Annotated in this window: 12 protein-coding genes; 5 read left to right on the top strand and 7 right to left on the bottom strand. The window is 62.5% G+C overall.

What is annotated here, in order from left to right; all coding sequences use genetic code 11:
* The first annotated feature begins 10 nt into the window (after positions 1-10).
* Both FEZ60_RS17235 and FEZ60_RS17240 read left to right on the top strand, forming a co-directional pair.
* Positions 11-958: a cation diffusion facilitator family transporter gene (locus FEZ60_RS17235; protein ID WP_033231710.1), complete on the top strand. Its 948-nt coding sequence runs from the start codon at positions 11-13 to the stop codon at positions 956-958.
* Between the two features lie 16 nt (positions 959-974).
* Positions 975-1,283, top strand: coding sequence for a hypothetical protein (locus tag FEZ60_RS17240; protein WP_172936579.1), 309 nt, complete (start codon positions 975-977; stop codon positions 1,281-1,283).
* Positions 1,284-1,341: 58 nt separating this feature from the next.
* On the opposite strand, the gene epsC is transcribed toward FEZ60_RS17240, so the two are convergent.
* From epsC to FEZ60_RS17270, 6 genes are all read right to left on the bottom strand, one after another.
* The gene (epsC, locus tag FEZ60_RS17245) at positions 1,342-1,920 is read right to left on the bottom strand and encodes a serine O-acetyltransferase EpsC (protein WP_095887015.1); all 579 of its coding nucleotides are present in this window, start codon (positions 1,918-1,920) and stop codon (positions 1,342-1,344) included.
* A gap of 5 nt (positions 1,921-1,925) precedes the next feature.
* Positions 1,926-2,861 carry a cysteine synthase A gene (gene cysK, locus FEZ60_RS17250; RefSeq protein ID WP_033231713.1) on the bottom strand — a complete coding sequence of 312 codons (936 nt, stop codon included), beginning with the start codon at positions 2,859-2,861 and terminating at the stop codon, positions 1,926-1,928.
* Between the two features lie 197 nt (positions 2,862-3,058).
* On the bottom strand, positions 3,059-4,888 hold the full coding sequence (locus FEZ60_RS17255) for a phosphoenolpyruvate carboxykinase (GTP) (RefSeq protein WP_033231714.1): 1,830 nt from the start codon (positions 4,886-4,888) through the stop codon (positions 3,059-3,061).
* Between the two features lie 352 nt (positions 4,889-5,240).
* Positions 5,241-5,606 (bottom strand): DUF6802 family protein, encoded by a 366-nt coding sequence (locus FEZ60_RS17260; protein WP_172936580.1) that lies wholly within the window; start codon positions 5,604-5,606, stop codon positions 5,241-5,243.
* Between the two features lie 122 nt (positions 5,607-5,728).
* Positions 5,729-6,904, bottom strand: a complete 1,176-nt coding sequence (locus FEZ60_RS17265) for a hypothetical protein (RefSeq protein WP_172936581.1) — start codon at positions 6,902-6,904, stop codon at positions 5,729-5,731.
* A gap of 176 nt (positions 6,905-7,080) precedes the next feature.
* Positions 7,081-8,025, bottom strand: coding sequence for a hypothetical protein (locus FEZ60_RS17270; protein WP_202026126.1), 945 nt, complete (start codon positions 8,023-8,025; stop codon positions 7,081-7,083).
* 154 nt (positions 8,026-8,179) lie between these two features.
* Here FEZ60_RS17270 and trmB point away from each other — a divergent pair, with 154 nt between their 5' ends.
* The 3 genes from trmB to FEZ60_RS17285 are packed head-to-tail and all read left to right on the top strand — an operon-like array spanning position 8,180 to position 12,562.
* Positions 8,180-8,956, top strand: a complete 777-nt coding sequence (gene trmB / locus FEZ60_RS17275) for a tRNA (guanosine(46)-N7)-methyltransferase TrmB (RefSeq protein ID WP_172936661.1) — start codon at positions 8,180-8,182, stop codon at positions 8,954-8,956.
* A complete protein-coding gene (locus FEZ60_RS17280; protein WP_033231717.1) occupies positions 8,953-9,660 on the top strand; it encodes an NYN domain-containing protein in 708 nt (235 codons plus the stop codon). Before trmB ends, FEZ60_RS17280 begins: the two co-directional genes overlap by 4 nt.
* A gap of 10 nt (positions 9,661-9,670) precedes the next feature.
* Positions 9,671-12,562, top strand: a complete 2,892-nt coding sequence (locus tag FEZ60_RS17285) for an MMPL family transporter (protein WP_172936582.1) — start codon at positions 9,671-9,673, stop codon at positions 12,560-12,562.
* Here FEZ60_RS17285 and FEZ60_RS17290 read toward each other — a convergent pair.
* The gene (locus FEZ60_RS17290; RefSeq protein WP_172936583.1) at positions 12,537-14,414 is read right to left on the bottom strand and encodes a DUF2339 domain-containing protein; all 1,878 of its coding nucleotides are present in this window, start codon (positions 14,412-14,414) and stop codon (positions 12,537-12,539) included. The genes FEZ60_RS17285 and FEZ60_RS17290 overlap by 26 nt on opposite strands.
* Between the last annotated feature and the right edge of the window lie 28 nt (positions 14,415-14,442).

The following is a 14,442-nucleotide window of genomic DNA, read 5'->3' on the forward strand; positions in this document are numbered from 1 at the left end:
CCTTAGCTCCGTGACCACCGAAACGGAAGCATCGGCTGACGAGAGCACCACCACCGTTGTCCTGGCCTTTGCCGCAAACGCGCTGATCGCCGGAGCAAAAACAGCGGCCGCGATCGTCACCGGATCGGCGTCGATGGTTGCCGAAGCCACCCACTCGTGGGCCGACACCGGCAACGAGATCCTGCTCCTCATCGCAAACCGACGATCCAAACGCGTGCCCGATCGCGATCAACCCCTCGGCTACGGCCGCGAAGCCTACATCTGGTCGATGTTCGCGGCCCTCGGACTCTTTGCGCTTGGTGCCGGAGTGTCGATCACCCACGGAATCCAGGAACTGTTCCATTCGGAACCGGCCACCGATTTCGGAGTTGCCTACGCAGTCCTCGGAGTCTCCTTCATCCTCGAAGGCATCTCGTTCCGCCAGGCCTACAAACAATTGCGGGCAGAAGCTTCAGCCGTCAACAGCGATGTTCTCACGCAAGCTCTCAATACTTCCGACCCCACCACGCGGGCTGTGTTCGCCGAAGATGCTGCGGCACTTATCGGTTTGATCATCGCGTTCGCAGGCGTCCTGCTTCACCAGATCACTGGTTCACCGATCCCCGACGCCCTCGGATCCATCTGCGTGGGCATCCTGCTCGGTGTCATCGCGGTGATTCTGATCGACCGCAACCGACGTTTCCTGGTCGGCGAGGAAGCGTCCCCGACCCTGCGCGCCGCCGGCATCGAAGCACTGACACAGCTACCCGACGTCAACCGAATCACGTTCCTGCGCATGGAATACCTGGGACCACGGCAGGTGTACCTGGTTGCCAGCATCGATGTCGTCGGGGACTACGCCGAATCTCGAGTAGCCCACACATTGCGCGACCTCGAGCGCACACTCGAGCAGAGCCCACGCGTCGTACGGGCGATCCTGACGCTCTCGACACCGGAAGAACCGTCGATCACCGCCTGAGCGATACGCTCATTTGATGCGCGCTCTGGTCATTGTCCTGATGGTCCTCGGATTTGTCGTCGGGGGAATTCCCTTGTTGGGCGTCCTGATCGACGTGATGACCAGTTCGGACAAGGAGATCGTGTACCAGGGAGGGTACGCACCGCTAACAAATGTGCAGATGAGCCGGGATTACGAATCGTCGCTGAACCTATACTTCGATTCTCAATCGAATGCGTCGAGGAATTGGTTCATCCTCGCCAGCTTCCCGTTCCTCGGAGCAGGTTTGGGCGCTCTGACGGCGGCACTGATGGGGCGCCGCGGATGGCGCCTGACGCGAGCCTGAAACAGACGCCGATGGCCGCCCACCGTCGAAACGAGGGGCGGCCACCGTCAGAACAGAGTCAGATGTACATCGCAGGATCGATGTAGCTGTTCGGATCCACCAACTTCTCCTTGGCGGTCCGCGGCCGAGCCACTGCCGGAATACCCGTTGCAATGGAATCGGCCGGAACATCACGCGTCACAACAGCATTGGCGCCGATAGCACTACCTTCGCCGATGAGAACAGGTCCCAGGATCTTGGCACCCGCACCCACGGTGACCCGATCGCCGAGCGTCGGATGGCGCTTGACCTGCTCGAGTGAACGGCCGCCGAGCGTGACACCGTGATAAAGCATGACGTCGTTGCCGATTTCAGCCGTCTCACCGATTACGACGCCCATGCCGTGGTCGATGAAAAACCGTCGACCGATGGTCGCGCCGGGATGAATCTCGATGCCCGTGGCAAAACGTGTCAGCTGCGACAACACCCGGGCCGGACCGCGCAGAGCGGGCACAGCCCACAGCTTGTGTGCGATCCGATGCGACCAGATGGCATGCAGCCCTGAGTAAACGAGGGCATTCTCCACATTGCTGCGCGCGGCAGGATCCTGACCGCGCGCAGCCTGTAGGTCCTCGCGAATGACGCCGAGGATACTCACGTATCTCAGTCCCGGATGTGTTCGAACAGTGGGGTGGAGATGTAACGCTCACCGAAGTCGCAAACAACAGCCACGATCAGCTTGCCCGCATTCTCGGGGCGCTTTGCCAACTCGAGGGCGGCCCACACGATGGCGCCGGACGAGATGCCACCCAGGATGCCTTCCTGAGTTCCGAGAGCGCGAGCGACCTCGATGGAATCGGGGAACGAGACGTCGATGATCTCGTCGTAGATTTCACGATCGAGGATCTCGGGTACGAAGTTCGCACCGATTCCCTGGATTTTGTGGGGGCCGGGCTGGCCACCGTTGAGGATCGGCGAATCGATGGGCTCGACGCCGACGATCTTGACCTCGGGCTTGTACTTCTTGAGAGTGCGTCCGACGCCGGTGATGGTGCCGCCGGTGCCGATACCGGAAACGAAGATGTCGACGGCGCCGTCAGTGTCGGCCCAGACCTCTTCACCGGTCGTCACCTCGTGGATGGCCGGGTTGGCGGGGTTTGCGAACTGGCTGGCCGAGACAGCGTTTTCAGTCTGCTCGACAATTTCCTTGGCCTTGGCGACTGCGCCGGCCATGCCCTCGGAGCCCGGGGTCAGCACGATCTCGGCGCCGTACGCACGCAGCATGACGCGACGCTCGGTGGACATCGTCTCCGGCATGGTCAGGATGACCTTGTAGCCACGAGCAGCACCGACCATGGCAAGTGCGATACCGGTGTTACCACTGGTGCCCTCGACGATGGTTCCGCCGGGCTTGAGTGCTCCGGACTTCTCGGCAGCGTCGATGATCGCAACACCGATCCGGTCCTTGACGCTGTTGGCCGGATTGTAGAACTCGAGCTTCACTACAACCTGTGCGTCCAGACCCTCGGTCAGGCGGTTGAGTCGCACCAGCGGGGTGCGCCCGACCAATTCGGTGACGTTGTTGTAAATACCGGTCATTTCCGTACCTCCATGTGGCCGCAGTGTCGACCGGGTCGTTTCGTTAATGACGTTATTGCATCATTCGGTGTGTCCTATAGCTCAACCGGGCCGGTAAAAACCCGAGAACTACCAAAATAATCTCCTCGAATGCCGAATGCCGCATCTGTTCGATCAGATGCGGCATTCGGGTTACGCAGAACAGAATCGCGAGGGACTCAGCCCAGGCGCTGCTTCAGAGCTTCGAACTCGTCACGGATACCGGTGGGCAGCTTCTCGCCGACGAAGTCGAACCACTCCTCGATCAGCGGGATCTCGGCCTTCCACTCGTCGATGTTCACGGCGAGGGCCTCGGTGATGTCGGCGTCCGACACGTCCAAGCCGTCGATGTCGAGTGCCGATCCCGTGGGAACGACGCCGATCGGGGTGTCGATACCGGCAGCCTTGTGCTCGATACGCTCGACGATCCACTTCAGGACGCGAGAGTTCTCGCCGAAGCCTGGCCACAGGAAGCGTCCGTCGTCGCCGCGGCGGAACCAGTTCACGTAGAAGACCTTGGGCAGCTTGGACTCGTCGGCAGACTTGCCGAGGTCGATCCAGTGCTGGAAGTAGTCGCCCACGTTGTAGCCGAGGAACGGAAGCATTGCCATCGGGTCGCGGCGAACCGTACCGACCTGGCCTTCGGCTGCTGCGGTCTGCTCGGAGCCGACCGTGGCACCCATGAAGACGCCGTGCTGCCAGTCGCGGGCCTCGGTGACCAGCGGAACCGTCGTCTTACGACGTCCACCGAACAGGATTGCCGAGATCGGCACGCCCTTCGGGTCGTCCCACTCGGGAGCCATGATCGGGCACTGCGACATCGGGGTGCAGTAACGCGAGTTGGGGTGAGCGGCCTGCGTACCGGATTCAGGCGTCCACTCGTTGCCCTTCCAGTCGATCAGGTGCTGCGGGTCGCCTTCGAGGCCTTCCCACCAGACGTCGCCGTCGTCGGTCAGTGCAACGTTGGTGAACACCGTGTTGCCCTGGTCGATGGTGCGCATCGCGTTGGGGTTCGAGGACCAGTTGGTGCCCGGTGCCACGCCGAAGAAACCGAATTCGGGGTTGACGGCGTACAGCTGTCCGTCGTCACCGAAACGCATCCACGCGATGTCGTCACCGAGAGTCTCGGCACGCCATCCGGGGATGGTCGGCTGGATCATCGCGAGGTTGGTCTTGCCACAGGCGGACGGGAATGCCGCCGCGATGTAGTAGGCCTTGTCCTCGGGGGAGATCAGCTTGAGGATGAGCATGTGCTCGGCCAGCCAGCCCTCGTCGTGCGCCATTGCCGAAGCGATACGCAGCGAGTAGCACTTCTTGCCGAGGAGAGCGTTTCCGCCGTAGCCGGAACCGAAGCTCCAGATCTCACGATCCTCGGGGAAGTGAGTGATGTACTTGGTGTCGTTGCACGGCCACGCGACATCGGCTTCGCCATCGGCGAGCGGAGCGCCCAACGAGTGCAGCGCCTTGACGAAGAATCCGTCGGTGCCGAGCTTGTCGAGAACCTTGCTGCCCATGCGGGTCATGACGCGCATGGAGACGACGACGTACTCGGAGTCCGTGAGCTCGACACCCAGCTTCGGATCCTCGGCGTCGAGGGGACCCATGCAGAACGGCACTACGTACATGGTGCGTCCACGCATGGAACCGCGGTACAGGTCACCCATGAGGGTGCGCATCTCCGACGGGTCCATCCAGTTGTTGGTGGGGCCTGCGTCGATTTCTTCCTTCGAGCAGATGTAGGTGCGCGATTCGACGCGAGCCACATCGGAAGGATCGGAATTACCGAGGAACGAGTTCGGCTTCTTCTCGTCGTTGAGGCGCGTGAACGTGCCTGCCTCGACCAGCTTGTCGGTCAGCCGGTCCCACTCTTCGTCCGAGCCGTCCGCAAAGACGACGCGAGCGGGCTGGGTGAGTTCGGCAACCTCTTGCACCCATGCAAGCAGTTCCTTGTGCTGCGTGGGGGGCGTGCCGTCAGTTCCGTTGAGACCGGGAATGGTCGCTGAGGTCATCAAACTCTCCTGGGGTGAGCCGGAACCGGGTTCTCGTGACACCGGATGCAAACTGCAGCTCCCCGATACCAGTTGATCCCGGTGTCCCCCTCTCGACGGGGTCCAGCCGCGTCATCCACTCACGTGGATTTCACGGACGCCGGGTGTCCTATGTACTGAGGTTAACGCTGGCTGTTCACCTGCAGGTAATCGGGTGCGGTCAGAAATGTCACAGAAACGATTCAGATGGTGTATCCACAACGCGTACCCGGCTTCGAATAGAGGCAAACGGTCCCGGATCGCAAGGCGAACAGTCCTCTAGGTACGTCACTCAGTGCCTATTTTGCGTGTCACGCAGTGCCTATTTTCGGTGTCACACAGTGCCAGAATCGATGCGATCCCACACCAACGCACCGTGCGTGTCTCGGTGGCATTCCCACGCCGCGAAGTCTCCGTCCGGCTCCACCATCGTCACGCGGTCGGCAGCGCCGTCACGATCGAAATCCGACACCACGACGATGGCAGCTGCATCGTTGTCCGGCGACACGACGCGACTGTCGACGATCCCGTCGCCATCGAGATCGAATGCGTCGAATGTCGTCGTCAGATCACCGACGTCGACAGTCCCCGTACCCGGTCCGAACGTTGCCGGGTCGATGCCCTCCGCCGGTAGATGATCTGCCGGCACGTCGAACCGTCCCATGTCGACGACGTCGGCGGTGATCAGAAATCCGTCCATTACTTCCCCCTGTGCTTGATCTTGCTGGTGTCTTCTCCCGGCAACCCCTACCGAGATGCATCAGTACTACCAGATTTCCGTCGACAGTCACCGACAAAAATCCGGGCCTGTGGACAACTCGTTCAGGCCCCGGCACCGTTCAGAATTGCCAGGTCACGTTCACAGGCGGCCAATTGTCCGGAACGTGCCTGTCCCAGTGCTCGGAGCTCGACATCGATCTCCGCAATTCGCGCTTGCGCCGACGCAACCAGCTCTCGGCTCTCGGCCAGGATCGCGCTGCCGAGATCCACTTCCGCGTCAAGGAGCCGGTTCAGCACGCGCTGCTCCCATTGCGCTCTGACGGTGGCCATCGTTTCCGCCAGCCACGCACGAGCGTGCGCCCGATCTGCCGCAACGCCTCTCGTGCGGCTCAACCACCACGCCGCAGTTGCGCCAAGCACCAGAGTTACCGGAATGCTCGCGATGTCCAGGGCCGGCACCATCTCCAGCGGAATGACCGCGATCCGCCCCAAACCGAGCCCCGCCGAGGCACCGACCAACACGGTGATGCGCTCTTCGTTACCACGCGGCCGTGTCGCGGGGTCGTCGGGAAAATGTGGGAGTGCGACGCTTACACCCGTTTCGCCGATTCCGACTGCTGTGGCGATCGCAGCGTCGAAAGCCACTGTGTTGCTCTCGACTTCGTGTTGCAGACGTGCCGGCAAACTGTCGAGTTCGCTTCGGGTGGACTCGTCGATCCACAGGCGCGCCGACGCCACTGTCGTTCGAGTGGTGTCCGCGATCTGCTGCGAAAGTTCGGCTCGCGCGCGCTGGAGCCTGGTCCTCATCTGAGCTAGTCGTTCACTACGTCGACCGTCACGGTCGGTGAGTAATTCGCTGCGCTCCGCACGCAGTTCGCCGCCGGGATCGCTCTCGCGCAGGTTTCGAACCTCGAGGTCGATCATCCGTCGGGTTTCCGCGATCACACCGCCGCCAGGCTGAGATACGGCGCGTCGACGAACTGCGTCGACGGCGTGGAACAACGGTGCGACACCGCCATGCTCGGACAGGACGATGATTGCCGCCCCACCGTAAACATCACTGTGATCTGCAAGAATGCGCTGATCGCGGTCACGAACCGCTTCCCAGTCCGGGTTCACATCCGTCTTGGTCATCACAACCACAAACGGCAAGCCTCCCACTCCGGACTCGTCGAGCAGTTCCAACTCTTCCCGCCCGATCACACTTGCCGCGTCGACCACCAGCAGCACGATGATGGCATCGCTTGCATGATCGACGCTCGTGTATCGACCCGCCACGCTCAGGAGCCTTTCGACCTCTTCGCGACCACATCGCGGCAAGCCGAGAACGAAAACACTTGCATTACTTGATGATTCATCAGCCCAAGCGACATCGACATCACCAAAGAGCCCAGCTGGGTTCCATCTCCGAACCACAGGATGGACCGCCGCCGGCAGCACGGAAGCTACATCGCTCACGCGCTCATCTCCGACCGCTCTCGCTCGCCGCCGAGAAGCACCCACCGCCTGACGTACGCCCGGTGGACCAGCGATATCGCGTCGGCCCATGCGCGATGTTCACGTTGCGTCGGCCCGCCCCACCACTGAGCGCATCTGCGCGCTTCCTCGACCGTTGTCGGCGCAGGCGGTGCGCTTGCCACAAACCCACGCAGTTCCGGACGCACCAGCGCACCCGTCGCGGCAAAGATCAGACCGGAATCGGTCCGTAGATACTGTTCGATCTCATCTCGGGCACCGGCGACCTCCGCCGCCTCGGCGCCGGCAGCAACGCGATCCAGTACCGATCGAATTCCGTCGACTCTGCGCCACCACCACGTCTCGAGTAGCAGCGACAACTCACCGAAGAACGCCTCTCGACCTTGTCCGGTCAACGCAACCAGAGGAACGGTGGCAACGGAGAGGTCACCGGAAATCTCGGCCGCACGCGTGAGCGCATCCTCCCACCCGTCACCGATGTGGTCGGCTTTGTTCAGAACGGCAAGGCAGTGATCGGACGCGCGACCGACCGCGCGTCGATCTGCGTCTCGGAGTGCGTCGACCACGACGACCACAACGCAGTGACTACTCAGATCCGGATCTATCGCACCGGGCACGTCGAACGCCCTCGTCTCCGTGGGAATGATCGGCGCGCCTCCCACTCGATGGCTCGCGAAGACATCACTCTGGAGCAACGTGGTCACCGCGGACCGGCCGACTCCGCTACGACCGGCAACCAGTACCTGCAGCGGTGCTGTCAACGACCCGACTATCGAATGCACCGCCTCCGCGGCGTGCTGATCGATCGACATCAACCGGTAGGCAAGCCGTCGCAACTCGTCCATCGGCGGCGCACAAGCGTCGTCGAGTGAGACTGCGGGCACAATTCGAGCCCACACCTTCACATTTTCCCCTGTGTTCATCCCCACCCCACGTTCCCCTTCGTGATGGGCAGATTCTGTCAGGTTTACGACGACACGGCTGTTCCCGGCAGGTCATCTCACGTTCAGCTGTCCGATTTCGCGGGCAGTTCTCCGGAATTTTCCCAGAAAGTCTCAACTCGAACTTCAGACCCGTCTGCGCTATACGGCAGTCATGCGTGACAATGGACGCGTGAACGAAGCCGATCAGCACGCACTGCCAACCCCGAACGCGGGCGAGACGGAAGACTCCAAGGGTTCCCGTCTCCATCCGCGCGTGACAAGTTTCCGTTCGCGCAGGGGTGCGCTGACCGACGCACAGCAGAAGTCCTGGGACCGCCAGTGGCCCCTTATCGGCGCCGATGTGTCCGACACTCCCCTCGACGCGACCGCCTGGTTCGGACGCGATGCCCCACTGATCATCGAGATCGGATCGGGCACCGGAACCGCGACCGCTGCGATGGCCAAAGCCGAACCGCACGTCAATCTCATTGCCATCGAGGTCTACCGCCCCGGGCTCGCGCAACTCCTTCAGCAGGTCGAACGCGAAGAGATCCCGAACATCCGCGTCCTGCGCGGTGACGCGATGGACGTACTGGAAAACATGATTGCCCCGGAGTCGCTGACGGGTGTTCGGGTGTTCTTCCCGGATCCGTGGCCCAAGGCTCGCCATCACAAGCGTCGTCTGTTGCAGGCCCCGACGTTCTCGTTGATCGCCAATCGCCTCAAGCCAGGCGGAGTCCTCCACGTTGCCACCGACCACGCCGAATACGCGGAGTGGATCGAGGAAACCGGAAACGCCGAACCGCTCTTGAGCGCTCTCGACTGGGAATCACCGATGACCCACGAGCGCCCAGTCACGAAGTTCGAAGACAAGGCCCATAAGGTCGGAAGCGCAATTACCGAGCTTATATGGGGGAAGATCAGAGCATGAGCGTCAGCGAACAGTTATCCGACGACCTCGAGTCGTCAGGATCTCCCCTCGACCTCGGTCGTGACTCCCGCCACCCCAAACGGGTTCTCCTGGTGTGGGACGCCCCCAACCTGGACATGGGCCTCGGCGCCATCCTCGGCGGCCGACCTACCGCTGCCTACCGGCCACGATTCGACGCACTCGGACGTTGGTTGCTGTCACGGACCGCTGAACTGTCCGCGCGTGAGTCCGGCAACCTCGAACCCGAAGCAACGGTCTTCACCAACATCGCCACGGGCAGCGCCGACGTTGTGCGCCCATGGGTCGAAGCGTTGCGTAACGTGGGTTTTGCGGTGTTCGCCAAGCCGAAGGTCGATGAGGACAGCGATGTCGATTCAGACATGCTCGAGCACATCGCTCTGCGGTACGGCGAGGGACTGGCCGGAATCATGGTCGCGTCCGCCGACGGTCAAGCATTCCGCGAACCGTTGGAAGACATCGCAGCGACCGGCATTCCGGTTCAGGTACTCGGATTCCGCGAGCACGCCAGCTGGGCTGTGTCGTCCGACATCCTGGACTTCGTCGATCTCGAGGACATTCCCGGTGTCTTCCGCGAGCCTCTGCCGCGGGTAAGCCTGGATACTTTGCCCGACGAGGGCGCCTGGTTGCAGCCGTTCCGACCGCTTTCCGCCCTGCTCATCGGGCGAAAAAGTGTTGCCGAGTAGGAGTTGATCAGTGTTCGCCAGCTGGGGAAGCATCGTCTATCGTGCCCGCTTCACCGTCATCGCTGTCATGGTGGCGGGACTCCTCGGGCTTGCCGCGTACGGCATGAGCCTGCAGGACCATCTCAGCCAGAGCGGCTGGGACGATCCGGGGTCACAATCGGTCGAGGCTGCAAAGCTCGCCGACGGCACGTTCGGACGTAGCACCGCCGGCGACGTTCTGGCGCTGTACACAGCGCCCGAAGGAAAAACCGTCGACGACCCGGAGTTCCAAGCGAAGGTCATCGACAGCCTGCAACGACTGGTCTCGGACCATCCGGATCAGATCATGAAGATCAACGGTTCGTACTTCAAGGTCGGTGACGGACTTTCCGTCGCCGCCTTGGCAGACCCGACGAAGCAACATGCCGTTGCCAGCGTGGCCATTGCCGGCGACAACGACACCGCGGTGTCCAACAACTTCCGCGATGTCGAGAGCGAGTTCTACATCGACGGTGTCAACGTGCAGTTGGCCGGTCTGCAACCGGTCGCGAACTCGTTGAACGACACGATGGCCAACGACATCAAGCGCATGGAAATGCTCGCAATTCCTGCTGTCGGTGTGCTGCTCTTCTTCGTGTTCGGTGGCGTCGTCGCTGCTGCCCTGCCCCTGATCGTGGGCGGCCTGACCGTCATCGGTGCCAACGGCATCATCCGTCTGATCACCAATTTCACCGAGGTCAACGCGTTTGTCGCGCCCGTGGTGTCCTTGGTCGGGCTGGGTCTGGCCATCGACTACGGGCTGTTCATCGTCAGTCGTTTCCGTGAAGAAATCGCCGAAGGGCACGAGACGCCGACGGCGGTCCGCAGAACGGTCATGACCGCCGGCCGCACTGTCATGTTCTCGGCGACCATGGTTGCCGTCAGCCTCGGCGGCCTTCTGCTGTTCCCCCAGGGCTTCCTGAAATCCGTTGCGTACGGCGCAATCGCGGCCGTCATGCTTGCGGCCATTTCGTCCGTCACGATCCTGCCTGCCATCCTCGGAATCCTCGGCAAGCGGATCGATGCGTTGACGTTCAAGAGGCTTCGCCAGACCAAGACCAACGAGGAAATCGAAAACGGCTTCTGGGGCAACCTCACCAGGTTCGTGATGCGGCATCCGCTCAAGGTTGCCGTTCCGATCGTGGCCGCACTGCTCCTGATGATCATTCCGCTCACCGGCATCAAGTTCGGTGGCATCAACGAGACGTACCTGCCGCCCGACAGCCCCACGCGCGTAGCTCAAGCCGAGTTCGACGAGCTCTTCCCGGGTAACCGCACCGAACCTGTCCGTCTGGTCATCCAGGGCGCAGACAACACCGCGCTCGGCCAGATAGCGAAGACCGCCAACAACGCACCGGGCCTGGTCGAGAAGTTCACCCCCGAAGTGGCCACCAAGGACGGCGTCAACGTCCTCAAAGCCGGCCTGACCGAGCGCAACGAAGCTCGCCCCACCATCGACTACCTCCGCGCCGCGGACTGGCCGGAAGGCACGACGGTCCTTGTCGGCGGCACCCCCGCCATCGAGCAGGACAGCGTCGACGCTCTACTCGACCGTCTACCGCTGATGGTCGTCACGGTCATTTTGCTGACCACACTGCTCATGTTCCTGACCTTCGGATCGTTGGTCCTGCCGATCAAGGCAGCTCTGATGAGCGCTCTCGGACTGGGTTCGACGCTGGGCATCTTGACGTGGATCTTCATCGACGGCCACGGCAGCGAACTGCTCAACTTCACACCCGGCCCGATCATGTCGCCAGTTCTGGTGTTGATCATCGCAATCGTCTACGGACTTTCCACCGACTACGAAGTCTTCCTACTCTCACGAATGGTGGAAGCGCGCGCGCAGGGTGCGAGCACCACCGAATCCATCCGCATCGGAACAGCGCACACCGGCCGCATCATCACCGCGGCGGCGTTGATCCTCATCGTGGTGACCGGCGCGTTCGGCCTGTCCGAACTGGTGATGATGAAGTACATCTCGTACGGCATGATCGCGGCCCTGGTCATCGACGCCACGCTCATCCGCATGTTCCTCGTGCCCGCCACGATGAAACTGCTCGGCGACGACTGCTGGTGGGCCCCGGCCTGGATGAAACGAATCCAGGAGAAGATCGGACTGGGCGAGCCGATCCTCGACAACGAACTTGCGCTCGTCGATGTCCCCCAACTCACGCCCGTCGGCGCGATCGCCGGTCCCGGCCAGGCAAAAATCACCGAGTCAGCGCAGGCAAAAGCTGCGACGCCGTCGCGGGTACTCCCGCCCCCAGCAACGGTCGGGGGCAAGCGCGAACCCGATCCCCTCACCGAGCCCATCCCCCTCAGCGAGATGTCGGTCAAGGCGCCAACGCCCAGGACATACGCGCCCGGCGAGACACCCCGCCGCCGCAGTACCGACCGACCGGCCGGTGCGCCGCAGGACCTGATCGAAGCACCGGTCCCCAACCCGACGTACAAGGCGGCCAAGCCGGAACAAACGGCAACACCGACACCGGCTCCGACCGCTCGCCGCACCTCCCCCGCTACACCGGCTTCCACTGAACGACCGATCGAAAGCTGGTTGTCGGACCTGCGCACCCCGGGTGAGGCGCAACCTGCATCGAGGCCATTGCCGGCCGTCCGCACTTCGGCACCGACCAACGGTGCAGCCACAAACGGTGCAGCAACAAACGGTGCCGGCACCAATGGTGCTTCAACCAACGGGGCTGGAACCAACGGCGCAGGCAGTAACGGAGCGGGCAGTAACGGAGCGGCCACCACCGGCGCGGCGTCTGAATCCACGCCCAACGGTCCGTCGTCCGGCAACGCAGTCAGCGGACGCCACCGCCCCGACGACGGTAATGCCGTGAGCGTCAGCGAGCTCATCGCGCGGCAGAAGCGGAGTTGATCTGGTCCGCCTTGCCGAAGGCGCGTGCATAGCGCGTCCCGACAAGCAGGAGCAGTAGCCCGACCACCAGGAACGCGACACCGCGAACCAGTCCGCTCAAGGTGGCGAGATCGAACAGGAAGAGTTTTGCCAGCGCTGCGCAGGTCAGCGTCAGGCCGGTTCCCAGCATCGTGTGTGCGTGCTCGCGATTGTTCAGTCCGAATACGAGTGCGGATGTGGCGGCCAGCATCCATACGACCGTTGCTGCACTGTGGCCGAACACAAACCCTGTTGTGCCGCCCCATATCTCGATGCCCGAAGCAACCAGTGCGCAGGTAGCGGCGTAGAGGATACCCATTCCGCTGATGGCCCAGGCGACGGCAATGTTGTTCTCCGAGACCAATGCCAATCGACTCATGACCCACACGAATGCCACGAGCACTCCGATCGCAGTCAGGCTCGTGAGTGCCGTCAGCGCATCGAGATGGGCAGACGCGGCACGGGACGTCATCAACATGGACGGCGACGCGGATTCCAGGAATCCGATCAATCCGATTGCGGCAAAAACGGATCCGAGCGCACAGACGAAACGTGATCCGGTCGAACCTGCGATCACGATGAAGACGGTGGCGACGGCAAGCAGAACTGCAGCAGTCAACGACTGCGGCGACCCGGCAACACAGCACAGCAGCAGAGCCACTGCACCGGTACCGGCGATACCCATGCGCAGGTGAGTCGACAATGCCGCGCCTGCTGCAGCACCGACCAGGAGCACCAGTGCCATGACGCCGTAGAGCAGGGAGGCCATCTGATCACCGAGGAGTACGTCGACTCCCAGCAGTGGGAGCGTTGCGACAATGAACGTCGCACTCGACCAGGCGCCGGCAACACCGTCACGCGACGGGGATCCCTTCCACTGCAAGGCAACTGCGGCGCTCAGTCCGATCAGGGAGACAACAACCGCACTGATCGTCAATGCCGATGAATCAACCTGCATTCCATCGAAGAGGGACACTCCGACGATTGCTGCGATCAATACGATCGCAACCGGCACCGTCCGGGCCATGCCAAGATATTTCCAGTCGCGACCGAGTTGAGCGGAGAACCCTGCCACTTGGAGAGCAACAAGAAAACCGATGAGCGACAACGTCAGTGCGCCGGCCAAGGCGGGGGCTGCCAATGCCGCGCCGAGCACGATCAGCAGCGCAAGAGGTTCGGAGTTCCACCTGACCGCCACCGAGACTCCGGCAGCAGCGATACCGAAGGCAATCACCATCGACAGCGGCGAGACGATCCAGCCGTACAGGACCGACGCTGCCATCACATCGAGGTAGAGACCGGCAAATCCGGTGGCCGCCAGCGCGATTGCTCCCACCCGGCCGCCCGGGCGTCCGTACACCCGGAACCCTGCGAAGATCAGGGCACCGGACAGGGCTGCTCCGCCGATCACTCGAAGAGGCGGTCCGAAGAAACCGGCCTGGGCTGCCAGAACCAACAGCATGACAACACCGATCAAGGTGACTGCCACCCCGGCAATCGCGAGGAGTCGGCTGATCACGCCGTCACGTTGCCACCACGGCACACTGGGCTGCTTCGGTGGACTCGGTTGCATTGGCGGACTTGGCGGGCGCAGGTACTGCGATTGTGGGGCAACGTGCTGCGAGGCCACGTGCTGCGGGGCCGGCTGTGGAACGTACGCGGGAATCTGAACGGGCGCCGCAGCCGGCGCTGCAGGCCGCATCGTGGTCAGCTGCGTCTGCAGAATCGACAGGTTCTGCCCCATGTGGCGCAACTGCCGTCCGATGCTTTCGCACTCGTCCGACAGAGCGGTCACCAGTCGCGGATCGACGGCAGGAGAACTTGGTGTGGTCATACACCGAGCTTGCTTCAGTCAATCCTCG

Origin of the sequence: Rhodococcus sp. MS16, assembly GCF_013277795.1 — a bacterium.
GTDB classification, from domain to species: Bacteria; Actinomycetota; Actinomycetes; order Mycobacteriales; family Mycobacteriaceae; genus Rhodococcus_F; species Rhodococcus_F globerula.